22 protein-coding genes are annotated in these 22,849 nt (G+C 73.7%); 16 read left to right on the top strand and 6 right to left on the bottom strand.

Annotated elements, in window-relative coordinates:
- The first annotated feature begins 2 nt into the window (after positions 1-2).
- From ACZ3KP_RS30265 to ACZ3KP_RS30255, 3 genes are read left to right on the top strand one after another with little or no spacing between them, the layout of a single operon-like run.
- The gene (locus ACZ3KP_RS30265; protein WP_467503218.1) at positions 3-578 is read left to right on the top strand and encodes a GNAT family N-acetyltransferase; all 576 of its coding nucleotides are present in this window, start codon (positions 3-5) and stop codon (positions 576-578) included.
- Between the two features lie 59 nt (positions 579-637).
- The gene (locus tag ACZ3KP_RS30260) at positions 638-1,687 is read left to right on the top strand and encodes an MBL fold metallo-hydrolase (protein ID WP_467503216.1); all 1,050 of its coding nucleotides are present in this window, start codon (positions 638-640) and stop codon (positions 1,685-1,687) included.
- A gap of 7 nt (positions 1,688-1,694) precedes the next feature.
- Positions 1,695-2,186 carry a nuclear transport factor 2 family protein gene (locus ACZ3KP_RS30255; protein WP_467503214.1) on the top strand — a complete coding sequence of 164 codons (492 nt, stop codon included), beginning with the start codon at positions 1,695-1,697 and terminating at the stop codon, positions 2,184-2,186.
- Here ACZ3KP_RS30255 and ACZ3KP_RS30250 read toward each other — a convergent pair.
- A complete protein-coding gene (locus ACZ3KP_RS30250; protein WP_358970662.1) occupies positions 2,179-2,760 on the bottom strand; it encodes an XRE family transcriptional regulator in 582 nt (193 codons plus the stop codon). The two genes, ACZ3KP_RS30255 and ACZ3KP_RS30250, sit on opposite strands and share 8 nt — an antisense overlap.
- 269 nt (positions 2,761-3,029) lie before the next feature.
- Here ACZ3KP_RS30250 and ACZ3KP_RS30245 point away from each other — a divergent pair, with 269 nt between their 5' ends.
- The 8 genes from ACZ3KP_RS30245 to ACZ3KP_RS30210 all read left to right on the top strand — a co-directional run bounded on the left by ACZ3KP_RS30245 (position 3,030) and on the right by ACZ3KP_RS30210 (position 11,528).
- Complete coding sequence (locus tag ACZ3KP_RS30245; RefSeq protein WP_467503212.1) at positions 3,030-4,055, top strand: hypothetical protein; 1,026 nt, start codon at positions 3,030-3,032, stop codon at positions 4,053-4,055.
- Between the two features lie 320 nt (positions 4,056-4,375).
- Positions 4,376-5,617, top strand: a complete 1,242-nt coding sequence (locus ACZ3KP_RS30240) for a prenyltransferase/squalene oxidase repeat-containing protein (protein WP_467503210.1) — start codon at positions 4,376-4,378, stop codon at positions 5,615-5,617.
- Complete coding sequence (locus tag ACZ3KP_RS30235; protein ID WP_467503209.1) at positions 5,614-6,267, top strand: SCO2322 family protein; 654 nt, start codon at positions 5,614-5,616, stop codon at positions 6,265-6,267. Before ACZ3KP_RS30240 ends, ACZ3KP_RS30235 begins: the two co-directional genes overlap by 4 nt.
- Positions 6,260-7,402, top strand: a complete 1,143-nt coding sequence (locus tag ACZ3KP_RS30230; RefSeq protein WP_467503207.1) for an energy-coupling factor transporter transmembrane component T — start codon at positions 6,260-6,262, stop codon at positions 7,400-7,402. The genes ACZ3KP_RS30235 and ACZ3KP_RS30230 overlap by 8 nt, the downstream gene beginning before the upstream one ends.
- On the top strand, positions 7,399-9,240 hold the full coding sequence (locus ACZ3KP_RS30225; RefSeq protein ID WP_467503205.1) for an ABC transporter ATP-binding protein: 1,842 nt from the start codon (positions 7,399-7,401) through the stop codon (positions 9,238-9,240). Before ACZ3KP_RS30230 ends, ACZ3KP_RS30225 begins: the two co-directional genes overlap by 4 nt.
- A complete protein-coding gene (locus tag ACZ3KP_RS30220; RefSeq protein ID WP_467503203.1) occupies positions 9,237-10,046 on the top strand; it encodes an ECF transporter S component in 810 nt (269 codons plus the stop codon). Before ACZ3KP_RS30225 ends, ACZ3KP_RS30220 begins: the two co-directional genes overlap by 4 nt.
- Before the next feature lie 255 nt (positions 10,047-10,301).
- Positions 10,302-10,715: an aggregation-promoting factor C-terminal-like domain-containing protein gene (locus ACZ3KP_RS30215; protein WP_132886538.1), complete on the top strand. Its 414-nt coding sequence runs from the start codon at positions 10,302-10,304 to the stop codon at positions 10,713-10,715.
- Positions 10,716-10,838: 123 nt separating this feature from the next.
- On the top strand, positions 10,839-11,528 hold the full coding sequence (locus ACZ3KP_RS30210) for a YoaK family protein (RefSeq protein WP_467503201.1): 690 nt from the start codon (positions 10,839-10,841) through the stop codon (positions 11,526-11,528).
- Positions 11,529-11,669: 141 nt separating this feature from the next.
- On the opposite strand, the gene ACZ3KP_RS30205 is transcribed toward ACZ3KP_RS30210, so the two are convergent.
- Positions 11,670-12,905 carry a cytochrome P450 gene (locus tag ACZ3KP_RS30205; protein ID WP_467503199.1) on the bottom strand — a complete coding sequence of 412 codons (1,236 nt, stop codon included), beginning with the start codon at positions 12,903-12,905 and terminating at the stop codon, positions 11,670-11,672.
- Between the two features lie 263 nt (positions 12,906-13,168).
- Between ACZ3KP_RS30205 and ACZ3KP_RS30200 the strand changes: the two genes are divergently transcribed.
- The 3 genes from ACZ3KP_RS30200 to ACZ3KP_RS30190 all read left to right on the top strand — a co-directional run bounded on the left by ACZ3KP_RS30200 (position 13,169) and on the right by ACZ3KP_RS30190 (position 16,955).
- Positions 13,169-14,338, top strand: coding sequence for a steroid 3-ketoacyl-CoA thiolase (locus ACZ3KP_RS30200; RefSeq protein ID WP_467503197.1), 1,170 nt, complete (start codon positions 13,169-13,171; stop codon positions 14,336-14,338).
- Positions 14,339-14,630: 292 nt separating this feature from the next.
- Positions 14,631-16,010, top strand: a complete 1,380-nt coding sequence (locus ACZ3KP_RS30195) for an MFS transporter (RefSeq protein WP_467503195.1) — start codon at positions 14,631-14,633, stop codon at positions 16,008-16,010.
- Between the two features lie 273 nt (positions 16,011-16,283).
- Complete coding sequence (locus ACZ3KP_RS30190) at positions 16,284-16,955, top strand: O-methyltransferase (protein WP_467503193.1); 672 nt, start codon at positions 16,284-16,286, stop codon at positions 16,953-16,955.
- A 9-nt stretch (positions 16,956-16,964) separates the two neighbouring features.
- Here ACZ3KP_RS30190 and ACZ3KP_RS30185 read toward each other — a convergent pair whose 3' ends face one another.
- Positions 16,965-17,354 carry a hypothetical protein gene (locus ACZ3KP_RS30185; protein ID WP_358970704.1) on the bottom strand — a complete coding sequence of 130 codons (390 nt, stop codon included), beginning with the start codon at positions 17,352-17,354 and terminating at the stop codon, positions 16,965-16,967.
- A 102-nt stretch (positions 17,355-17,456) separates the two neighbouring features.
- Between ACZ3KP_RS30185 and ACZ3KP_RS30180 the strand changes: the two genes are divergently transcribed.
- Positions 17,457-17,891, top strand: a complete 435-nt coding sequence (locus ACZ3KP_RS30180) for a DnaJ family domain-containing protein (protein WP_358970707.1) — start codon at positions 17,457-17,459, stop codon at positions 17,889-17,891.
- Between the two features lies 1 nt (position 17,892).
- Here ACZ3KP_RS30180 and ACZ3KP_RS30175 read toward each other — a convergent pair whose 3' ends face one another.
- The 3 genes from ACZ3KP_RS30175 to ACZ3KP_RS30165 all read right to left on the bottom strand — a co-directional run bounded on the left by ACZ3KP_RS30175 (position 17,893) and on the right by ACZ3KP_RS30165 (position 21,564).
- Complete coding sequence (locus ACZ3KP_RS30175; RefSeq protein WP_467503191.1) at positions 17,893-18,750, bottom strand: hypothetical protein; 858 nt, start codon at positions 18,748-18,750, stop codon at positions 17,893-17,895.
- A gap of 5 nt (positions 18,751-18,755) precedes the next feature.
- Positions 18,756-19,403: a hypothetical protein gene (locus ACZ3KP_RS30170; RefSeq protein WP_467503190.1), complete on the bottom strand. Its 648-nt coding sequence runs from the start codon at positions 19,401-19,403 to the stop codon at positions 18,756-18,758.
- Between the two features lie 127 nt (positions 19,404-19,530).
- Positions 19,531-21,564, bottom strand: coding sequence for a DHA2 family efflux MFS transporter permease subunit (locus ACZ3KP_RS30165; protein ID WP_467503527.1), 2,034 nt, complete (start codon positions 21,562-21,564; stop codon positions 19,531-19,533).
- Between the two features lie 164 nt (positions 21,565-21,728).
- Between ACZ3KP_RS30165 and ACZ3KP_RS30160 the strand changes: the two genes are divergently transcribed.
- The gene (locus ACZ3KP_RS30160; protein WP_467503188.1) at positions 21,729-22,676 is read left to right on the top strand and encodes a peptidoglycan-binding domain-containing protein; all 948 of its coding nucleotides are present in this window, start codon (positions 21,729-21,731) and stop codon (positions 22,674-22,676) included.
- Positions 22,677-22,849 lie beyond the last annotated feature (173 nt).

The raw sequence follows: 22,849 nt of genomic DNA, 5'->3' as shown, positions 1-22,849 counted from the left end.
GCATGACCGAACTGCGCACCGGACGCCTCGTCCTTCGCCCCTGGCAGGACTCCGACCTCGGACCATGGGCGGCGATGAACGCCGACCCCGAGGTGCGGGAGCACCTGGGCGACGTCCTCACCCGCGAGCAGAGCGACGCCTCCGTGGCACGGTTCCGGGCCGAGTTCGACCGGCGGGGCTACGGGTGGTGGGCGGTCGAGGTGGGCGCCACGGGTGAGTTCATCGGCTTCGCGGGGCTGGACGACGTCGAGGACGGCCTGCCGTTCAGCGGCGTGGAGATCGGCTGGCGGCTCGCCCGGCCGGCCTGGGGCCACGGCTACGCCACCGAGGCCGCGCTGACGGTGCTGGCCCACGGCTTCGGCGCGCTCGCACTGCCCGAGATCCTCGCCGTGACCACGGCCGGCAACCTCCGCTCGCAGGCCGTCATGCGCCGGATCGGCATGACCCGGGACCCGGCCGGCGACTTCGACGACCCCGCCGCGCCCGAGGGACCGCTCCGCCCGAACGTGCTGTACCGGATCACTGCGGCGGACGCGGCCGCGCGGAGCGGGAACTTCCCCGCGCGCCGTCGGATCTGAAACCAGTTCTAGTTATAGTGAGCGGTGGCCGTGGGACGGGCGGGCGCGGAGGCGGGCTGATGACGGACAGTCGGGGCGGTTCGACGGCGGTGCGGGATCTGGGCGGCGGCGTGCGGTCCCTCGCGGTGCCCATCCCGGACAACCCGCTGGGCCACACGCTCGTCTACGTGCTCGACACCGATCGCGGCCCGGTGCTGGTCGACACCGGGTGGGACGACCCCGGCTCGTGGGACGTGCTGGTGGCGGGGCTGGCGGCCTGCGGCACCGGCGTGGACGAGGTGCACGGGGTGGTGATCACGCATCACCACCCCGATCACCACGGGCTGTCCGGGCGGGTACGCGAGGCCTCCGGGGCCTGGATCGCCCTGCACGCCGCCGACGCGGCGATCGTGCGGCGGACGCGGGAGACCCGGCCCGAGCGGTGGTTCACGTACATGGCGGCGAAGCTCACGGCCGCCGGGGCTCCCGAGGAGCACATCGCGCCGCTGCGCGGTGGTGGCCGGCGGAGCATGCCCGGCCTGTCACCGGCGCTGCCCGACCGCGAGATCGTGCCCGGTGAACTGCTCGACCTGCCCGGTCGGCGCGTACGGGCCGTGTGGACTCCGGGTCACACCCCCGGCCATGTCTGCCTGCACCTGGAGGAGGAGCACCCCGCCCGGCTCCCGGGCCACGGACGACTGTTCTCCGGGGACCACCTGCTGCCCGAGATCACCCCGCACATCGGCCTGTACGAGGACCCCGACGACGCCACCGTCACCGACCCGCTCGGCGACTACCTGGACTCCCTGGAGCGCATCGGCCGCCTCGCCCCCGCCGAGGTGCTCCCCGCCCACCAGCACACCTTCGCCGACGCGCGGGGCCGGGTCCGCGCGCTGCTGGCCCATCACGAGGAGCGGCTCACGGGACTGCTGGCCCTCCTCCAGGAGCCGCTCACCCCCTGGGAACTGGCGGTCCGGATGGAGTGGAACCGGCCCTGGGAGCAGATCCCCTACGGCTCGCGGAACATCGCCGTCTCGGAGGCGGAGGCCCATCTGCGGCGGCTGGTGAAACTGGGCCGGGCGGAACCGGTGCCGGGGAGCGAGCCGGTCACGTACGTCGCGGTGCGGTAGGAGACGCGTGGACCCCCTGGAGCGGCTGCTCGCCGAACGCGCCTGCGAGCGCCTCGTCATCGACTTCGTCCACCGGCTGGACCTCGGTGACCCCTCGTCCGTCGCCGAGCTGTTCACCGAGGACGGCTGGTGGCAGTGGCCGCCGCCCGGTGACGGGCGACGGGTGGCGGGACGGCGGGCGATCGCCGCCTACTTCGGGAGCCGCCCACCGGATCGCCTCTCCCGGCGGGTCATGTCCAACATCCTGATCACGGTGGGCGGTTCGGACGAAGACGCGGACGCCGACGCGGACACGGCCACGGGCACGTCGTACTTCCAGACCTACCGCGTCGACGGGTACGCCGGGGAGATGGTCCCGGCCGGGGCGCCGGTCCAGGTCGGTCACTATGAGGACGTGTTCCGCAGGGTGGCCGGGCGGTGGCTGCTGGCCTCGCGGTCCCTGGTGCTCCCGTTCGGCGGGGCGACACCCCGTGCCTGCCGGTCGGTGCCCCTCAGTTGACGGCGCCCCCGGAGGTGACGATCAGTTCCGCCAGGTCGGCGAGGGTGGCCAGCTGCCGGGGGTTCATCTGCGGGGCGCGGGCGGCCAGCCGGACCAGGCCGCTGTCCCGCAGCCGGGACAGCGGGTCGGCCTGCGCCTCCAGGCCCTGCAGCACCGGCTGGAGCGCCTCGTACAGCGCCTCGGGCTCGTCGGCGGTGAAGAAGCCGGCCGGGAGGCCGAAGAACCGGCGCAGCCGGTCGGTGTGTTCGAGGCTCGGCAGGCCGCTCTTGCGCCACTCGCTCAGCCACTGCCTGCTGGTGCCGGCGATGGCGGCGAGCTCGCCCAGCGAGTACCGCTTGCCGTCGGGCCTGCGCCGGTTCTCACGGATGAAGTCGAGCCGTTGGCGCACCCGTTCGGCGAGCCCGGTCTCGGGAGCGGTGCCACCGGCGAGCAGTTCGGCGACCACCGCGACCGGGATGCCGGTGCGGTGCGAGAGGTCGGCCACGTCCAGCGCCTCGGACAGCCGGCCGCGGCATCCCGTCAGCTCGCCGAGCCGTTCCAGTACGCCGGTCAGCGGGGCATGGGCGTCACTCACCAAGGTCCCCCTGGACGCGTCGAAGGCCGCCCGGCGGTCGCTCGGCCGGGCAGACGCGAGGCTACCCAATCACCCGTACGGTCCACCAGAGATGCCAAGGTCCCCTGCCGAATTGGGCAGCAATCGTTGACATATGACGCTTCGACAGGAAAGGATCACGATCCACCAGGCCACGGTCGTACCGAACCGCTCCGGGTGCCGCCGACGGGGGAGCGGCGGCCGGGGCGAACCGCCGCCCCGCCTCCTCCCCGCGAAGGTGAGGCGAACCGATGCCGCAGCCCGTCCTGCTCCTCGGCACCGGCCGCCGCCGCGCCTACGACGAGTTCGCGCTGGCCCGCGTCGCCGCGGCCCGCCCGGTGCTGCTGGTGGACGCCGCACCGCCCGCCTGGGCGCGCCCCCATCTGGCCGGTCATCTCGCCGCGGACCCCGGCAAGGGCGGGGCGACGGCGTCGGCGGTGGTGCGGTTCGCGGCCCGGCACCGGGTCCGCGGGGTGCTGACCCTCTCGGACGAGTACACGGTCGCCGCCGCCACCATCGCCGCCCAGCTGGGGCTGCCCGGCCTGTCCCCCGCCGCGGCCGCGGCCTGCGCGGACCCGGCCGCCCTGCGCGCCTCGCCGGCCGGGCGCGGCGTGCCCGCGGACGACCCGGCCGACCATCCCGGCGCGCCCCGCGTGTGCGCGGAGACCGTCGTCCTGGACGGCGAGATCCGGATCGCCGCGATCACCCGTACGACCCTGGGTCCGGCGCCCGCCCGGCAGCCGCTGCGGCACACCGTGCACGCCCACGACGGCCTGCTGCACAACCGCTTCCTGCGGCTGGCCGTCGACCGCGCCGTGCACGCCCTCGGTGTCGACCTGGGTGTCCTGCACATCGGCTTACTGCTCACCGACCGCGGCCCCCGGGTCACCGACGTCACCCCGCACCTGCCCGGCGATCTGATCCCGCTGCTCGTCAGGCGGGCCACCGGCGTCGACCTCGCGCAGGCCGCGGCCGCGCTGGCCACCGGCGAGCTGCCCGACACCACGCCGACCCGGCAACGGGCGGCCGCGGTCCAGTTCGCCCACCCCACCGTCACCGGCCGCCTCGACCACCTGGATCTCTCCCCCGACGCCGCCCGGGAGCCCGGCGCCGACCGCATGATCCTCACCCAGGACCCCGGCGCCCACGTCACCGTCGCCGACCGCCTCGCCCTCTGGGTGGCGGTCGGCGACACCCCGTCCGACTGCGCGGACGCCCTGCACCGCATGGGCCGCCACCTGACCGCGGTGGTCGTACCCCTGGCGACGGCGGCGTAGCCGTCCGACCGGCGGTGCCGAGGCGTACCCGCACAGCCGCCGCTCAGGCTCCGGGGACCGGCCGGTAAAGTAGCCGGGTCGTCAGCGCCCGTACGGGAGGAAGCCGGTGCAAACCCGGCGCCGTTCCGTCCCGCGCTCCTGGTTCCCGGCTTCGCCCGCACCGGGTGCGGGACGGCGAGCAAGACCGCCCCGTGCGGGACGTTGATCGGCTCATGTGCGCCGGCGCCGCCGTCGTACGGCACCGTCGAGGTTTCACGGAGCCGGGTCGCCGGGGTGTCCCGCGCTGCCCGGCTCCCCGCAGGGAGAGGCACCCGCCGACCATGAACGTCCTCCGCCGCAGCGCCGCGGTGCTGGCCGCGACCGCCGTCATCGGCATGGCCGCACCCACGATCACCGCGACGGCCGCGGACACCGCCTCCCCGTCCCCGACCGCCCCGGCAGCGCTCCCCTCGGGACTGTTCGGCGACTCGGACCCCAAGTACGACGGCGTCTGGCGCCAGTCCCTCGCCCTGCTCGCCCAGCACACGGCCGGTGAGACCCCGGCCGCCGAGGCGGTGGACTGGCTGGCCGGGCAGCAGTGCGCGGACGGCTCGTTCGCCCCGTTCCGCGCCGACCCGACGGCGGCCTGCGACGCCAAGGCCGCGGTCGACACGAACAGCACAGCGGCCGCCGTACAGGCGCTGGCAGCGGTCGGCGGACACGGCGGTGCCGTGGACAGGGCCGTGGGCTGGCTGAAGGCACGGCAGAACGAGGACGGCGGCTGGGGATACGCCCCGGGCTCGCCCAGCGACACCAACTCCACCGGCGTCGTCGTCGGCGCGCTCGCCGCGGCCGGCGCGAGCGCGGACAGGTCACCGTACGACCTCCTCGCCACGTGGTCGATCCCCTGCGACCAGGACGGCGGCGGCGGACTCGCCTATCAGCCCGGCAAGAAGGGGAAGCTGACCGCCAACGCGGACGCCACCGCGGCGGGGGTGCTGGGCGCCCTCGGCAAGGGCTTCGTGACGACGGCCGGGAAGACCCCGGCCGAGGCCCCCGCCTGCTCCGACCCCGGCTCCGGCGCCAAGACGCTGACGCGCGCCGAGGTGGCCCGCAACGGCGGCGCGTACCTGGCGGACGCGATGTCGGCCAAGGGCTACCTCGTCACCGCGCTCGCCGGTGCCGCGCCGCAGCCGGACTACGGCAACACCGCCGACGCGGTCGTCGCGCTGGCCGCGCAGGGCTGGACCGAGCAGGCGCGCAAGCCGTACGCCTGGCTCACGGCCCATGCCGCACCATGGGCGAAGCAGAGCGGCCCCGCGGCCTACGCCGAACTCGTCCTCGCCGCGCACGCGATGGGCGCGGACCCGCGCGACTTCGGCGGTACCGACCTGGTGGCGGCCCTCGACGCGACCGGACCGGCACCGCGGCAGGCCGCGCGGCACACGGAGACGAAGACGGAGGCGAAGAAGGACGGCGGGAAGTCGACCGGCACGAGCGTCTGGTGGATCGTCGGGACGTGTCTCGTCGCCGGCATCGGCATCGGCTTCCTGCTCAGCGGCCGCCGGAAGCAGCAGCTGTGACCGCGGCCCGCCGCGCGGCCCCACTGCTCCTGGCCGTGCTGCTGCTGGCGGCCTGGGGTTCGGCGGGGCGGGCCGAGGCCGCCGGCTACCGGTACTGGTCCTTCTGGGAGCGGGACGGCGGGCGCTGGACGTACGCCACGCAGGGACCGTCCACGGCGCAGCCGGCCGACGGCGCGGTGGAGGGGTTCCGTTTCGCGGTGAGCGAGGACTCCGGCGACGCGTCGCAGCCGCGCGGGACGGCGGACTTCCGGACCATCTGCGCCGGTACCGAAGCGGTCCGGGGGAAGAAGCGGGTGGCGCTGGTCGTCGACTTCGGCACGCCGGCGGACGCGCCGTCCGGCGAGCGTCCGCCGGCGCGGCGGACGGCGTGCGCGGTGGTGCCCGCCGCCGCGACGTCGGCGGAGGCGCTGGCCGCGGTGGCGAAGCCGTTGCGGTACGACACGAACGCGTTGCTGTGCGCGATCGCCGGGTATCCCGCGAAGGGCTGCGGGGAACAGGTGACGGCGGGCTCAGGGGGTTCGGGGCGTTCGGCGGGCTCGAGGGGTACGGAGGACGGCGGGCCGTCGGTGGGGCTGCTGGCCGGGGCGGGGGTGGTCGTGGTGCTGGCGGCGGGGGCGTTCTGGCAGGCGCGGCGGCGCAGGGATGCCTGACCGTCGCCGTGCGGGCGCGGCGGCACCCCGGGAACGCGGGCGGGTGGAACCCCCCGTCCCCAGGCGCCGTCGCCGTTCCTCCGTCCACCCCGGCGCCTGGTGGGTCTGGTCGCTCTCCCTCGGGGTGGCCGCCTCCCGTACCTCCAACCCCCTGCTGCTCTCGCTCCTCGTCGCGGTGACCGCGTACGTCGTGGCCGGCTGCCGCGTCCCGACCCCCTGGTCCCGTTCCTACGGTGCCTTCGCCAGGCTCGCCCTCGCGGTCCTGCTCGTCCGGCTCGCGTTCACCGTGGTCCTCGGCTCGCCCGTCCCCGGTGCGCACACCCTCGTCACCCTCCCCGAAGTGCCCCTCCCCCACTGGGCCCAGGGCATCCGGCTCGGTGGCCGGGTCAGCGCCGAGGCGCTCGTCTTCTCCCTCTACGACGGCCTCAGGATCGCCACCCTGCTGATCTGCGTCGGCGCCGCGAACGCGCTCGCGCAGCCGGCCCGGCTGCTGAAGTCGCTGCCCGGGGCGCTGTACGAGATGGGCGTCGCCGTGGTCGTCGCACTCACCTTCGCGCCGCATCTCATCGCCGACGCCCAGCGGTTGCGGGCCGCCAGGAGACTGCGGGGCCGTCCCGACGCCGGTGTCCGCGGTCTGCTCCAGGTGGGACTGCCGGTGCTGGAGGGGGCGTTGGAACGTTCCGTCGCCCTGGCCGCCGCGATGGACGCGCGCGGTTACGGCCGCAGCGCCGACGTGCCCGCCCGGGTCCGCCGTACCACGGCCGCGCTCACCCTGGGCGGCCTGCTCGGGGTGTGCGCGGGAACGTACGGGCTGCTCGGCGAGGCGGATGCCGGCTACGGGCCGCCGGTGCTGCTGGCCGGGGTGGGGGCCGCGCTGGCCGGGCTGCGGCTGGGGGGCCGGCGTTCGCTGCGGACCCGCTACCGGCCTGACCCGTGGGACGCGCGGGCCTGGCTGGTGTCCGGGGCGGGGGTGGCCGTGGCCGGGCTGCTCGCACTCGCCGCGGCCCGCGACCCGGACGCCCTGCACCCCGGGGTCGTGCCGCTGGTCGCGCCGACGCTGCCGCTGTGGCCGGCGGCGGCCGTGCTGTTGGGGCTGCTGCCCGCACTGACCGTTTCGAAGGAGAGGCCGTCGTGATCCGCTTCGAGGATGTCTCCGTGACGTACGAGGGCGCTGCCGGGCCGGCCGTCCAGGGCGTCGACCTCGAGGTACCGGAGGGTGAACTCGCGCTGCTCGTGGGGCCGTCGGGGACCGGCAAGTCGACGGTTCTCAACGCCGTGAGCGGACTGGTGCCGCACTTCACCGGGGGGACCCTGCGCGGGCGGGTGACGGTCGCGGGGCGGGACACCCGGACGCACCGGCCGCGTGAACTGGCCGATGTGGTGGGCACGGTGGGGCAGGATCCGCTCGCGCACTTCGTGACCGACACGGTGGAGGACGAACTCGCCTACGGGATGGAGTCGTTGGGGGTGGCCCCGGCCGTGATGCGGCGGCGGGTGGAGGAGACCCTCGATCTGCTCGGGCTCGCCGAGCTGCGGGACCGGCCGATCGCGACCCTCTCCGGCGGGCAGCGGCAGCGGGTGGCGATCGGGTCGGTGCTCACCCCGCACCCCCGGGTCCTGGTCCTCGACGAGCCGACCTCGGCGCTGGACCCGGCCGCCGCGGAGGAGGTGCTGGCCGTGCTCCAGCGGCTGGTGCACGACCTGGGGACGACGGTCCTCATGGCGGAGCACCGGCTGGAGCGCGTGGTGCAGTACGCCGACCGGGTCGTGCTGCTGCCGGAGGCGGGGGCGGCGCCGGTGACCGGCACCCCCGCCGAGGTGATGGCCGTGTCGCCGGTGTGTCCGCCGGTGGTGGAACTGGGACGGCTGGCCGAGTGGTCCCCGCTGCCCCTGACGGTACGGGACGCCCGCCGCCGAGCGACCCCCCTGCGCGAACACCTCGCCGCCCGCGCCCCGCACCATCCGGACACGCGGCCACCGGCCCGGCACACCGACCGAATCCCCCGGCAACCCGAACACACGCCGAAGCAGCCCGCCGGAGCGGCCCGGGAACAACCCCCCGAGCAGGCGCCCCCGCGCCCCGCCGGGCAGCGCCGGGAGCGGCCCGGCACCACCCGGGCGGGGTTTGCCGTGCGGGTGGTGAAGCGGCTCGGGGGGCGGGTTCCGGAGACGTTCGGCGCGGGGGCCGCTGAGCGCGGGGCGGCGGTGGGGGCGGCGGCCGAGGTTCGGGGGCTCGCCGTGCGGCGGGGGCGGGTGGACGCGCTTCGGTGGGTCGATCTCGACGTCGCGCCCGGCGAGACGGTCGCGCTCATGGGTCGTAACGGCGCCGGGAAGTCCACGCTGCTCAGCGCCCTGGTCGGGCTGGTGACGCCGGATTCCGGGTCGGTCCTGGTCGGCGGCGCCGTCCCGCACCGCACCCGCCCGCGGGACCTCGTACGCCTGGTCGGGCTGGTCCCGCAGGAACCCCGTGACCTGCTGTACGCCGACACGGTCGGCGCCGAGTGCGCGGCCGCCGACCAGGACGCGGGGGCGGCCCCGGGGACCTGCCGGGAGCTGGTGTCCGAGCTGCTGCGCGGGGTGGCCGACGGCACCCACCCGCGTGACCTGTCCGAGGGGCAGCGGCTGGCGCTCGCGCTGGCCGTCGTACTGACCGCCAGGCCGCCGCTGCTCCTCCTCGACGAGCCGACGCGGGGTCTGGACTACGCGGCGAAGGCCCGGCTCGTCGGCGTGCTGCGGGCGCTCGCCGCGGACGGGCACGCGATCGTGCTGGCCACCCACGACGTGGAGCTGGCCGCCGAGCTCGCGCAGCGGGTGGTGCTGCTCGCGGAGGGCGAGGTGATCGCGGACGGCCCGACGGACGAGATCGTGGTCTCCTCACCGTCCTTCGCACCGCAGGTGACGAAGATCCTCGCGCCCCAGCGGTGGCTCACCGTGGCGCAGGTGCGCGCGGTACTGGCGAAGGCCCCGGCATGAGCGGCCCGGTCCGGCTCGGCCCCCGCTCCCTCGCCGCGCTGCTGCTCGTCAGCGCCGTCGGCGTCGTCGCGATCGGCTGGCCCTTCCTCGCCCCGCCCTCCTCCCGGATCGCCTCGCACGCCCAGGACGCGCCGTGGCTCTTCGCGGGTCTGCTGGTGCTGCTGGTCGCGGTTCTTGCGGCGACGATCTCGGAGTCCGGGCTCGGCCCGAAGGCGGTGGCCATGCTGGGCGTGCTGGCCGCGACCGGGGCGGCGCTGCGCCCGGTCGGCGCGGGCACCGCCGGGATCGAGCCGATGTTCTTCCTGATGGTGCTCAGCGGGCGGGTGCTCGGGCCGGGTTTCGGGTTCACCCTGGGCTCGCTCACGATGTTCGCGTCGGCGCTGCTCACCGGCGGGGTGGGGCCGTGGCTGCCGTTCCAGATGCTGGCGATGGGCTGGTTCACGATGGGGGCCGGGCTGCTGCCGCGGCCCGGCCGGCTGCGCGGGCGGGCGGAGCTCGCCCTGCTCGCGGCCTACGGCTTCGTGGCCGCGTTCGCCTACGGCACGGTCGTGGACCTGGCCGGCTGGCCGCTGCTCGCCGGCACCGCCTCCGGCCTCGCCTTCGACCCGCACGCGGGGCCCGCCGCCAACCTGGCCCGTTTCCTCGCCTACAGCCTGGCCACCGCCATGGGCTGGAACCTGGGCCGGGCCCTGTGCACGGTCGTGCTCACCCTGGTCCTCGGCCCGGCCCTGCTGCGGGCGCTGCGCCGGGCGACCAGGAGGGCCGCCTTCGAGACCGCGGTCACATTCGACGGCCCCCACCGGTGAAGCACCCCACATGACGCAGGTCACCTACGATCCGGAACAGTAGTCATACTTTTCCGATATGTCCGCTTTGCGACCCCCTCCGACCTGCGATTTGAGAGCCACGCCACACAGCGGACGAACACCTCCTATGCGACCACCACTAGTAAAAGGGGTGATTGCGGACGGTTTTCCGGCCTGCTTCTCTGGACGACGTCGCCAGGCACCACGGGCTTCCGGAGCACGGCGACCCCCTGTCCCCGACGAACGAGGTTCTCCGTGTCCGTGTCCATCATCCGCCGCATCGCCGCCCCGAAGAAGGTCCTGACCGCCGCCGCCGTGGCCGCCGCCACCGCCGGTATGGCGCTGAGCGCGGCGCCCGCCCAGGCCGCCACCACCTCGGCCTCCTCCGCCCAGGCGATCGCGCACAAGATGATTCCGGACGCCGCGCAGTTCGACGCGTTCAGCAAGATCGTCTCGCACGAGAGCGGCTGGAACCCCTCCGCCACCAACTCCTCCTCCGGCGCCTACGGCCTGGTCCAGGCCCTGCCGGGCTCGAAGATGGCGTCCGCCGGTTCCGACTGGAAGACCAACCCGGCCACCCAGATCAAGTGGGGCCTGGACTACATGAACTCCCGCTACGGCAGCCCCACCGCCGCCTGGAGCTTCTGGCAGGCCAACGGCTGGTACTGAGCCACCCGGCCCGCTCCCCGGCACCCTCTCCCCTCCTCGGGGGCGAGGGTGCCGACGCATGTCCGGACGTGATGGACTGATCCCCGAAGCAACCGGGCCCGCCCGACACCCCCCGGAGGAACGATGTCCGCGGTGACACCGGACCGCGACGACCCCGAGACCCGCGGAGTGCGGCTGGTGGTCGTGCTGCTGGCGCTCATGACGGTGAGCGGACTGATCGACGCGGTGAGCTATCTCGGCCTCGGCCACGTCTTCACCGCCAACATGACCGGCAACATCGTGATCCTCGGCTTCGCCGCCGCCGGGGCACCCGGATTCTCCGTCCCGCACTCCGCGACGTCCCTGACCTGCTTCGTGGTGGGCGCGACGGTGGGCGGCCGGGTCGCGGGCCGGTTCGGCGGCGGTTCCCGGCGGACGTGGACGCGGGTGATCCTGGTGGCGGAGGCCGCCCTGCTGGCCGGGTCCGCCGTGCTGGCCTTCGTCCGGCCGCCCTCCGCGGCGACCACGTACTCCCTGATCGCGCTGACCGCCTTCGCCATGGGCCTGCGCAACGCGAACGTCCGCAAGCTGGGCGTGCCCGACCTGACGGCGACCACGGTCGTGACGACGACCCTGACCGGGCTGGTCTCCGAGTCCAGGTTCGGCGACGCCACCAGCAGCCGCACCCGGCGCCGCGCCGCCGCGGTCCTCGCGCTGGTCGGCGGAGCCGTGCTGGGCGCCTGGCTGGTCCTCCACCACGGCCTGGGCATTCCACTGCTGGCCGCGGCGGCGGTCTCCGCGGTGTTCGCGGTGGCCGCGTCCGGGCGGGAGTGAGGGGACGCGTCCGGGCGGGAGTGAGGGGACGCGTCCGGGCGGGAGTGAGGGGGCGTCTCGGGGGAGGCAGGAACGGGCGTAGGGGATGCTCCTGCCTCCCTCGGGACGGGCCGGCGGCGCCGGGAGCCGTCGGCCCGGGTCTCAGGACGTGCTGACCTGGAGGTGCTTCACGCCGTTGATCCACGCCGAGCGGAGCCGGTCCGGGGCGCTCACCAGGCGCAGGCCCGGCATCGCGTCGGCGATCGCGTTGAAGATCAGGTCGATCTCCAGGACGGCCAGGGACTTGCCGAGGCAGTAGTGCGGGCCACCGCCGCCGAAGCCGAGGTGGGGGTTGGGGTCGCGGGTGATGTCGAAGGTGTCGGGGTCGGTGAAGACCTCGGGATCGTGGTTGGCGGAGGCGTAGAAGACGCCGACCCGGTCGCCCTTGCGGATCAGCTTGCCGCCCAGTTCGGTGTCCTGGGTGGCGGTGCGCTGGAAGGAGTTGACCGGAGTGGCCCAGCGGACGATCTCCTCGGCGGCGGTCGCCGGGCGCTCGCGCTTGTAGAGGTCCCAGGCCTCGGGGTGGGTGAGGAAGGCGTGCATGCCGTGGGTGATGGCGTTACGGGTGGTCTCGTTCCCGGCCACCGCCAGCATCAGCACGAAGAAGCCGAACTCGTCGGAGTTCAGGTTGCCCTCGTCCTCGGCCGCGACCAGCGTGGAGACGATGTCCTTGGCCGGGCACCGCTTGCGGTCCGCGGCCATGTTCATCGCGTAGGCGATCAGCTCGGTGGCCGACTCGGCGCCGATCTCCTCGGTGATCGCGTACTCCGGGTCGTCGTACGCGATCATCTTGTTGGACCAGTCGAAGATCTTGGCCCGGTCGTCCTGGGGGATGCCGATCAGTTCCGCGATCGCCTGGAGGGGGAGCTCGCAGGCGACCTCGGTGACGAAGTCGAAGGGGCCCGAGTGGGCGCGGGCGGCCTCGGTGATCGCCCCGGCCCTGGCGCGCAGCCGTTCCTCCAGGGCACGGATGGAGCGCGGGGTGAAGCCGCGCTGGATGATCTGGCGGACCCGGGTGTGCTCCGGCGGGTCCATGTTCAGCAGGATCAGCCGCTGGGCGTCGATCGCGTCCCGCTGCATGTGCTCGCCGAAGCGGATGATCGCCGTGTTGAGCCAGGAGGAGAAGATCTCCGGGTGCGTGGAGACGTACTTGACGTCCGCGTGCCGGGTGACGGCCCAGTAGCCGTCGTCCGCGAACCCGGCGAGGCCGTGCGGCTGTTCGATCCAGCGGACCGGTTCCGCCCGGCGCAGCTCGGCGAACTCCGGCAGCGGCACCCGGTGATGGAGCAGGTCGGGGTCGGTGAGGTCGAACCCGTCGGGCAGCGCGGGACAGGGCATTGGCGACTCACTCCCACCGTGTACGAGCCTGGACACCACAGTTCTGACGGACCATCAGAAAGGCCCGGTTGCCGTGACGGTAGTAACGGGTTCTACAAGTCGCAAGAGGCGCGGTCGCCCCAATTGCGTGCACCCCCCTTGCGGTTGCGGACGGACTGTCAGCAGACTGCACACAGAACTAGTACGCGTTCTAGTTCTGCGTGGCGGGCCGGGCCGGGACGCCCCTGCGCCGCGCGGGTGACGGAGGAGAGGACCGAGCCCCCATGGCCGCGGAACCCGTGATCGTCGAAGCCGTACGCACCCCCATCGGCAAGCGCGCCGGCGCGCTGGCCAACCTCCATCCCGCCTACCTCCTGGGCGAGACCTACCGTGAGCTCCTCGGCCGTACCGGCATCCCCGCCGACGCGGTCGAGCAGATCGTCGGCGGCACGGTGACCCACGCCGGCGAGCAGTCCATGAACCCCGCGCGCACGGCCTGGCTGACCATGGGGCTGCCGTACGAGACCGCGGCCACCACCGTCGACTGCCAGTGCGGCTCCTCCCAGCAGGCCTCGCACATGACCGCCAACATGATCGCCGCCGGGGTCGTCGACGTCGGGATCAGCTGCGGGGTCGAGGCGATGTCGCGGGTGCCGCTGGGCTCGGGCTCCAAGCACGGGCCGGGCAAGCCGTTCCCCGACGAGTGGCACGTCGACCTGCCCAACCAGTTCGAGGCCGCCGAGCGGATCGCCCACCACCGCGGCCTGACCAGGCAGGACGTCGACGCCCTCGGGCTGCTCTCGCAGGAGCGGGCGGCGCACGCCTGGGCCGAGGAACGCTTCAAGCGGGAGACCTTCGCCGTGCAGGTGCCGACGACGGAGGAGGAGCAGCACGCCGGGCAGGGCATGTGGCGGCTCGTGGACCGGGACGAGGGGCTGCGCGACACGTCCGCGGAGGCGCTGGCGGGTCTGAAGCCCGTCATGCCCACCGCGATCCACACCGCGGGCAACTCCTCGCAGATCTCCGACGGCGCCGCCGCGATCATGTGGGCGTCGAAGCGGATGGCACGCGCCCTCAAGCTCCGCCCCCGGGCCCGGATCGTCACCCAGGCCCTGGTCGGCGCCGATCCGCACTTCCACCTGGACGGCCCGATCGACGCCACCCGGGCGGTGCTCGGCAAGGCCGGGATGACCCTCAAGGACATCGACCTGGTCGAGATCAACGAGGCGTTCGCGTCGGTGGTGCTCAGCTGGGCGCAGGTCTTCGGGCAGGACCTGGACAAGGTCAACGTCAACGGTGGCGCGATCGCCCTCGGCCACCCCGTGGGGGCCACCGGCGCCCGGCTCATCACCACCGCCCTGCACGAGCTGGAGCGCACGGACAAGGAGTTCGCCCTCATCACGATGTGCGCGGGCGGCGGCCTGGCCACCGGCACGATCATCCAGCGGCTCTGAGAAGCACCCCGAGGCGCCGTCGTGGCCCGCCGCGCCGCCCGCAACCGTCCGGAATCGGCGGTGCGGGCGCGCGTGGTTGCGTCCGAGGAGCGCGACAAAGATCACAGTATGGAGTTCGCACAAGACGGCGGGAGTGGGCAGACGCCCCTGCGTAGACCGCATTTAGTTGCATGATGCAGCGATGCGCGCACACGACGTAACGGGGCCAAGTTCTCCTATCGTCGCTTACCGACCCGTCCGGCGCCGTACGGGCCGCGCCCCTGTCCCCGACGAAAGGTAGGCGAGCCCCGTTTTGGCGACCGTCACCACCGTCAACCCGTCCGTCAAGGTCCCCGGCTCCCGCCCGGCCGCGTCCGCCCCCACCGTCACCGACCCCGCGCTGGTGAAGCGCGCCGTGAAGGCGGCGGCCCTGGGCAACGCCATGGAGTGGTTCGACTTCGGCGTCTACAGCTACATCGCGGTGACCCTCGGGAAGGTCTTCTTCCCGTCCGGAAACCCGACCGCGCAGTTGCTGTCGACGTTCGGCGCCTTCGCCGCGGCCTTCCTGGTCCGCCCGCTGGGCGGCATGGTCTTCGGCCCGCTCGGCGACCGCGTGGGCCGCCAGAAGGTCCTCGCCCTCACCATGATCATGATGGCGGCGGGCACCTTCGCGATCGGCCTGATCCCCTCCTACGCGGCGATCGGCGTGGGCGCGCCGATCCTGCTCCTGGCCGCCCGCCTGGTGCAGGGCTTCTCCACCGGCGGCGAGTACGCGGGCGCGACCACGTTCATCGCCGAGTACGCGCCGGACAGGAGGCGCGGCTTCTTCGGCAGCTGGCTGGAGTTCGGCACGCTGGCCGGCTACATCGGCGGCGCGGGCCTGGTGACGCTGATGACGGCGCTGCTCTCCCCCCACGACCTGACGTCCTGGGGCTGGCGCGTCCCGTTCCTGATCGCGGGCCCGATGGGCATCGTCGGCCTCTACCTGCGGATGCGTCTGGAGGAGACCCCGGCGTTCGCGGCCGAGGTGGCCAAGGCCGAGAAGTCCCGCCCCAAGGTCCCCCTCCGGGAGATGATCACCGGCCAGTGGAAGGCCCTGCTCCTGTGCATGGCCCTGGTCCTGGTCTTCAACGTCACGGACTACATGCTGCTGTCGTACATGCCGAGCTACCTGACGAGCGAGCTGAAGTACGACGAGACGCACGGCCTCCTCGTCGTCCTCGGTGTGATGGCGCTGATGATGATCGTCCAGCCGTTCGCCGGAGCCCTCACCGACCGGGTGGGGCGCCGCCCGGTCATCGCCGCGGGCTGTGCGGGCTTCCTCGCCCTGTCCGTCCCGGCCCTGCTGCTGATCCGCCAGGGCAGCCTGCTCGCCGTCGCCCTCGGCATGGGCGCCCTGGGCCTGCTCCTGGTCTGCTTCACCGCGGCGATGCCGGCGGCCCTGCCGGCCCTCTTCCCGACCCGGGTGCGCTACGGCTCCCTGTCGATCGGCTTCAACGTCTCGGTCTCCCTCTTCGGCGGTACGACCCCGCTGGTGGTGACGGCCCTGATCGGGGCGACGGGCAACATGATGATGCCCGCGTACTACATGATGGCGGCGGCCGTGATCGGCGGCTTCGCGGCCTGGCGCATGTCGGAGACGGCCGGAAAGCCGCTGCCGGGCTCGGCGCCCGCCGTGGAGGAGGCCGCCTGAGGCGGGTTCCGCCGGGGGCGCAGGGAACTGCGCCCCCGGGACCGGCGGTGAGCGCGCGCAGATCGCCGCGCCGGCCGTGGGCAGGACACCGTTGCCGGCCGAATCCCCGTCGCGGGGCGGCCGCCCGCCGCGGCGCCCCCGCCCCCTGGGCCGATCGGCTGAGTTCCAGCCGCCGCCGGGGCGGTGGATCACCGGCGCGGCCACCCCCTCAGTAGTGCTATCCAGGTAGCTGTCAGTGGACAGCTACCTGGATATGCGAAAGGCAGCGGACGCATGAGCGGCTCTCAGCTCTGGGACGACGTCGACTTCTACTTCACCAGCCATCTGTCACCGGACGACGAGGCGCTCCAGGCGGCCCTGCGCGAGAGCGAGGCGAACGAGCTGCCGCACGTCAACGTCACCGCCAACCAGGGCAAGCTGCTCCAGCTCCTCGCCCAGATCCAGGACGCCCGCACCATCCTGGAGATCGGCACCCTCGGTGGCTACAGCACCATCTGGCTGGCCCGCGCCCTGCCCGCCGACGGCAGGCTGATCTCGCTGGAGTACAGCGCCCGGCACGCCGAGGTGGCGGTCCGCAACATCGCCCGCGCCGGACTCGACCGGGTCGTCGAGGTGCGGGTCGGCCCGGCCCTGGAGTCGCTGCCCAAACTGGCCGACGAGAACCCGGCCCCCTTCGACCTGGTCTTCATCGACGCCGACAAGGCCAACAACCCGCACTATGTCGAGTGGGCGCTGCGGCTCACCCGGGCCGGCAGCCTCATCGTCGTCGACAACGTGGTGCGCGGCGGCCGGGTGGTGGACGCCGGCAGCGCCGAGCCCGACGTGGTCGGCACGCGCGCCGCGATCGAACTGATCGCCGCCCACCCGCGCCTGAGCGGTACGGCGATCCAGACGGTCGGCAGCAAGGGCTACGACGGCTTCGCCCTGGCCCGGGTCCTGGCGTGAGCGCCCGTATCAACCCTCGTGGTAGAAGCCCACGTTGACGCTGCGCGGGGCGGTGCGGTCACGAACGACGATCTCGCCGGAGCCGCCCCGGGGCAGTGCGACCGTGCCGCCGTAGGTGATGGTCTGGGCGTACTCCCCGACCTTCAGCAGCACCTCGGAGGAGGGGTCCGCCTGGGAGCCGCGCAGCCAGGTGACCTGCCAGCCGCCCTCTGCGCCGCACAGGAACTCCAGGTGCACCCGCGAGACGAACAGCCAGTCGTCGGGTGTGGCGAGCCGGCAGGCGGCGGCGTCGCGGCCCACCCGCAGCACGGCGCCCGGGTCGCTCGGCGCGTCGGCCATCAGCATTCCGGCCGTCTCGCCCGTCTCCCCGGATACGGAGGCCATGGTGAGTTCGAGCACGTGCGTTCCCCCTGCGCGGTTCCTGGTCTTCCCCGAGACCCCTGCTGGATCTCGGCCGCATGATAAAACGCCCGGCGGACCGGCGTCCGGCACAATGGAGTCATGACCGAGCGAAAGCCACCCGGGGTGCCGTTCGAGTCCTGGGTGGACAAGCAGATCCAAGACGCCCAGCGGCGCGGGGAGTTCGACCGACTGCCGGGCGCGGGCGAGCCGTTGCCGGCGGTCATGGACGCGCCCTACGACGAACTGTGGTGGGTCAAGCGGAAGATGGCCCGCGAGGGGCTCGCGCTGCTGCCACCGACGCTCGCGCTGCGCAAGGAGGCCGAGGACGCGCTCGCGGCGGCCTACGCGGCGCCCTCGGAGCGGATCGTCCGGAAGATCATCACCGAGGTCAACGTCAAGATCCGCGACATGATGTTCAAACCGCCGCCCGGGCCCCCGCTGGGCAGGAAGCCGTACGACGTCGAGGAGGTCGTACGCGCGTGGCGGGAGCGCCGGGCGGCGGCGGGTACGGCGGAACCGGACCCGAAGGGGTGACTCAGATGTGCAGCAGCCGGTCGGCGAGTTCGCGGTAGTCGCGCAGGGCCAGCCGGAGCTGTTCGGTGTCGGCCGTGCCGGGCTGGTCCCCGCCGGCCGGCTGCCAGCTGCCGCGCAGGGTACGGCGGCGCCGGTCGATGGCGTCGGTGAAGCGGGCGGTGAGTTCCTCGACGGCCCGGTCGGCCTCCTCGACGGCCGCACGGGGCTCGTCGACGAAACCGGCGACGGCGTGCTGCAGCCGCCGCTCCACCTGTCCGCACTCCTCGTCCGGCAGCAACTGCCCGCCACTGCCGCCCACCCCCGGCTCGCGCCCGGCGCCGGACTCACGCCCCGCGACCGACCCACCGCCCACCGCCGACTCACTCCCGGCGGCGGTCCCGCTCCCCGCGGGGAACTCCCCGCCCAGGCCGGACTCACGCCCCTCGGCGGTCCCGCTCCCGGCGGGGAACTCGCTGCCCACAGCGGACTCACGCCCCTCGGCGGTCTCGCCACCCATGGCCGCCCCGGGCCCCGCAGCGGACTCGCCGCTCATGGCCGCCCCGCGCCCCTCGGCTGCCCCGCGTCCCGTGGCCGTCTCACCGCTCACGGCCGTCCCACCGCTCACGGCCGACCCGCGGCCGGCGTCGGTCTCGTGGCCCGGGCCGTCGCCGGCCACCAGGACCGCCTGTCCGGGTGCCTCGGTGTCGTCGGCGCCGCCCGCGCGCGGGGGTGCCGTCTCCTCCTGTCCGGGGGTGACACCGCTGACGGAGGCGTCGCCCCAGTCGGTGGTCTTCCCCTCACGCCCCGGCAGCTGCTCCTCGCCGGGGTACACGTCGCCGCCCGTCGGACGACGGCCCGATCCTGTCCTCGCGTCGGTCATGTCGGTCAGCTCTCCTTCGGACGGCTCCGGTCCGGGGACCAGGGCAGATGGGCGCCGGTGTCGGCCCCGACACCGGCACGGTGGCGGCCGTGCTCACCGGTCGACGAGCCGACCAGGTCCTCGAAGAGGGCACGGGCCTCGATCATGGCCTTGCGCATCTCCTCGGTACTCGCCTGCGTCTGCGGGGCCCCGCCCACGGGCGCCCCGGCGGCGCGGTGGACGCGGCGGTAGCCGTCGACGTGGTCGGTGTGGTGCACGGAGAGCGCGGCGACCTGCTCCTCGTACTCGGCACCGGCCGGGAAGCCCCGGGCGGCAGCCACCTCGGCGAGCAGCCGGTCGATCTCGGTCACGGACTCCCGGGGCGAGTCGACGAAATGCTCCTGCGCGGTCGCCCAGCGGGCGGCGTAACGCTCGCGCTCCGCCGGTTCCAGGGGCCGCTCGCGCAGGCTGCCGTGGCGCTGCACCCGCTCGGCGAGCTCCCGTTCGGCCGCCTTGGTGTCGCCGCCGTGCTGGGTCACGGTCCGCTCGTACTCGGGTCCGAAGCGCCGCTTCAGACCGCCCGGGCCGCTGGTCCTGGACCGCAGCGTCAGAACGGCCGCGACTACGACCACGGCGGCCACGATCACGATCGCGATGATCAAGCCTGTGGACATGGTTGCCTTCCGGTGTCTCGGCCCGACGGGCCGGCTCGCTCATTCGGGTGACCCGGACCGCGCCCCGCAAACAGCTGTCAAAGAATCCCGGCCCGGGGCACCGGCACGGCGCCCCGGGCCGACCCGGTCAACCGACGGGGCCGGGCGCCGGGTTCTGGGGCTGTTCGCGTTCGGTGCCGCAGAGTTCGTCGGTCAGCTCGCGTACCAGGCGGTCCAGGTCGGTGGGGCGGTCCGGGCCCCACCAGTCGCCGAGGAGTTCGGCCAGGGACTCCTCGCGGGCCCTGGCGAGCCGCTCCGCGGTCTCCCGGCCCCGCTCGGTCAGCGTCAGGTCGAGGCCCAGGCGGTCGACGAGGCGCCGCTCCTCAAGCTGGCGGGCGCCCTCCAGCACCACGGTCAGCGGGACGGCCCCGCGCTCGGCGAGCTGCCCCGGCTCCACCGAGCCGTACTTGCGGATCCGCAGCAGCAGCCAGCCGGCCGCGGGCAGCAGGTCCACCCCGGCCCGTGCGTTGGTCTTCCGGTACACCTCCCGGCGCCCCTCGCGCGTCCCGAGCAGCGACAGGGCCCGGCAGCACTCCTCGTACGACGACCGCTGGACCGGGTTGGGCGGGAGGGTCTCCGAGGCGTCCGGTGCGGTGACCGAGCCGCGCAGCCGGTCCTCCTTCAGGAACCAGGCGAGGACGAAGCCGAGGGCGGCCACCGGAGCGGCGTACAGGAAGACGTCGGTGATCGAGGACGCGAACGCGTGCAGGGCCGCCGGGCGCAGCGCGGGCGGCAGGGCGGCGATGCCGCGCGGGTCCGCCTTGAGGGCGCCCGGGGAGACGCCGGGCGGCAGGTGCACGCCCCGGAAGGCCTCGGCCAGTTTGCCCGCGAGGCGGCTCGCGAACACGGAACCGAAGACGGCGACGCCGAAGGACGCGCCGATCGAACGGAAGAAGGTGGCGCCGGAGGTGGCGACGCCCAGATCCTCGTACGAGACGGAGTTCTGCACGATCAGCACCAGCACCTGCATGACCAGGCCGAGACCCAGCCCGAAGACGAAGAAGCAGACGCTCATCCGGGCGGTCGAGCTGTGTTCGTCGAGCCGGTGGAGCAGCAGCAGTCCGATCGTGGTCACGGCGGTGCCGGCCACCGGGAACACCTTCCAGCGGCCGGTGCGGCTGACGATCTGGCCGGACAGCGTGGACGACAGCAGCAGACCGACCACCATCGGCAGCATGTACACGCCCGACAGGGTCGGCGAGATGCCGTGCACGACCTGGAGGAACGTCGGCAGGTAGGTCATCGCGCCGAACATCGCGAAGCCGACGATGAAGCTGATCAGGGCGGCGAGCGTGAAAGTGCGGATGCCGAAGAGCTGCATCGGGAGCACGGGTTCGGCGGCCCGCCGCTCCACGGCGACGAACGCGACGGCGAGGACCACCCCGAGCACCGCGAGCCCGATGATCCGCGCCGATCCCCACGCCCAGCTCGTGCCGCCCAGCGAGGCGACCAGCACCAGGCAGGTGGCGACGGCGGCGATCAGGACGGTGCCGAGGTAGTCGATGACGTGGTGGGCGGTGCGGCGCGGTATGTGCAGGGCGGCGGCGATCACGGCGAGCGCGACGACACCGACGGGCAGGTTGACGTAGAACACCCAGCGCCAGCTGAGCTGCTCGGTGAGCACCCCGCCGAGCAGCGGCCCCAGCACGCTGGTCGCTCCGAAGACGGCGCCGAACAGGCCCTGGTAACGGCCGCGTTCACGCGGCGGGACGAGGTCTCCCACGATCGCCATCGACAGCACCATGAGCCCGCCGCCGCCGAGCCCCTGCAACGCGCGGAAGCCGATCAGCTCGCCCATGTTCTGCGCCATCCCGCACAGTGCCGATCCGATCAGGAAGATCACGATCGCGAGCTGGTAGAGCCGCTTGCGCCCGTACTGGTCGCCGAGTTTGCCCCACAGCGGGGTGGCTGCGGTGGAGGCCAGCAGGTAGGCGGTGACCACCCAGGACAGGTGCTCCAGGCCGCCGAGGTCGCTGACGATCGTCGGCAGCGCGGTGGACACGATGGTCTGGTCGAGCGCGGCCAGCAGCAGACCGAGCAGCAGGGCACCGATCGGGACGAGTACACCGCCGGGGACGCGCTCCGCTTCCTTCGCCGTCGCGTGTGTGGTGTCCACGACCATGGAGACCTCCCGGGGTTCCGTCAACCATTGTCCATCGTGGCCGGTGTCACCCGTTATGGCCCGTCGAGTCCTGTTCGCGACTCGTTGAGAAGGGGGGTTCCTGCGAACGTATGTGTGGGCGCTCCGCATAATTCGTGGAGTTTGCAAGGGGAGGGACTCACGCCGTGACGGATACACCCGAGGGCCACCTGTGCCCGGAGTGCGGGACGCCGAGGCGGCCGGACGGCTCACCCTCCTGCGACTGCAACCAGCGGACGTCCGACGCGTTGCGTGACGCCCGTTCGGCCGAACAGGCGGCGGCGGAGGACTTCGACCCGCTGCGGATACGGCCGTACATCGACCTCCAGGGCGGTGCGGGGGCCACGGGAGCCGCCGAAGGCGCGGAGACCGTGCCGGTGCCGGTGCCCTTGGGGGAGCCGACGGTGCCGATGCGGGCGGTGACGGCCGCCGACGCGGAGGCGACGCGGGACGACGGGAAGACCGGCCTGTTGCCCGACGTGCCCGTTCCCGGCGAGCGGCCCCGCCGGCGTTCCCGGCGGACCCTGCTGCTGTCCGTCGCCGGGGCGGTGCTGGCGGTCCTCGCCGTGGCCGGTTTCGTGAGCGGGCTCTTCTCCCAGTTGACGCCCGCGCGGCACGGGGCGGCGCCGGAGGACGTCCGGGAGAGCGTGCCGGACGTGACACCGGGGTCGCCCTCGACCGCGGCGCCGACGACCCCGACGGCGTCCGCGACCTCGGCGTCACCGTCCGTGTCGGCGAGTGCCGACGCCTCGGCGGAGCCGTCCGCCTCCTCGTCCAGCGCGCGGCCGTCCCCCACCCCGTCCCGCTCGGCCACGCCGACCAGGTCGGCGCCGGCGACCGGCATGTCGGCGTCCCCGCGGCCGTCGACGCCGCCGGTGCTGCGCCCCGGCGACAGCGGCGCCGGGGTCACGGAGCTGCAGCTCCGGCTGAAGCAGGTGGGGCTCTGGTCGGGGGACGCCTCCGGCGAGTACGACAGCAGGACCGAGAGCGGGGTCCGTACGTACCAGGTGACGCGGGGCATCCTGACCGACGAGTCGGGCGTGTACGGGGCGGCCACCCGGGCGAAGCTGGAGGCGGAGACGACCAAGCCGTAGGGGTCGGGCCGGGAGGGGGACACCCCCCGTGGTCGACGTGCGGGTGAGTGGGGGCTGGTCGCGCAGTTCCCCGCGCCCCTAGATGATCTATTCCAAGGGGTCAGTGATCGTAGGCGATCAGTGAGCGGTGGATCGGTTGTCCGGTCTGGTCGTTGTGCCAGATGGCGGCCGTG

This window comes from Streptomyces sp. NPDC020958 (assembly GCF_055562175.1).
This window is presented reverse-complemented; position numbering and strand designations above follow the sequence as displayed.

Coding starts and splice junctions, on each gene's coding strand:
- ACZ3KP_RS30265 (WP_467503218.1), top strand. CDS start 3: ATGACCGAACTGCGCACCGGACGCCTCGTCCTTCGCCCCTGGCAGGAC.
- ACZ3KP_RS30260 (WP_467503216.1), top strand. CDS start 638: ATGACGGACAGTCGGGGCGGTTCGACGGCGGTGCGGGATCTGGGCGGC.
- ACZ3KP_RS30245 (WP_467503212.1), top strand. CDS start 3,030: ATGCCGCAGCCCGTCCTGCTCCTCGGCACCGGCCGCCGCCGCGCCTAC.
- ACZ3KP_RS30240 (WP_467503210.1), top strand. CDS start 4,376: ATGAACGTCCTCCGCCGCAGCGCCGCGGTGCTGGCCGCGACCGCCGTC.
- ACZ3KP_RS30230 (WP_467503207.1), top strand. CDS start 6,260: ATGCCTGACCGTCGCCGTGCGGGCGCGGCGGCACCCCGGGAACGCGGG.
- ACZ3KP_RS30220 (WP_467503203.1), top strand. CDS start 9,237: ATGAGCGGCCCGGTCCGGCTCGGCCCCCGCTCCCTCGCCGCGCTGCTG.
- ACZ3KP_RS30210 (WP_467503201.1), top strand. CDS start 10,839: ATGTCCGCGGTGACACCGGACCGCGACGACCCCGAGACCCGCGGAGTG.
- ACZ3KP_RS30205 (WP_467503199.1), bottom strand. CDS start 12,905: ATGCCCTGTCCCGCGCTGCCCGACGGGTTCGACCTCACCGACCCCGAC.
- ACZ3KP_RS30200 (WP_467503197.1), top strand. CDS start 13,169: ATGGCCGCGGAACCCGTGATCGTCGAAGCCGTACGCACCCCCATCGGC.
- ACZ3KP_RS30190 (WP_467503193.1), top strand. CDS start 16,284: ATGAGCGGCTCTCAGCTCTGGGACGACGTCGACTTCTACTTCACCAGC.
- ACZ3KP_RS30180 (WP_358970707.1), top strand. CDS start 17,457: ATGACCGAGCGAAAGCCACCCGGGGTGCCGTTCGAGTCCTGGGTGGAC.
- ACZ3KP_RS30175 (WP_467503191.1), bottom strand. CDS start 18,750: ATGACCGACGCGAGGACAGGATCGGGCCGTCGTCCGACGGGCGGCGAC.
- ACZ3KP_RS30170 (WP_467503190.1), bottom strand. CDS start 19,403: ATGTCCACAGGCTTGATCATCGCGATCGTGATCGTGGCCGCCGTGGTC.
- ACZ3KP_RS30165 (WP_467503527.1), bottom strand. CDS start 21,564: ATGGTCGTGGACACCACACACGCGACGGCGAAGGAAGCGGAGCGCGTC.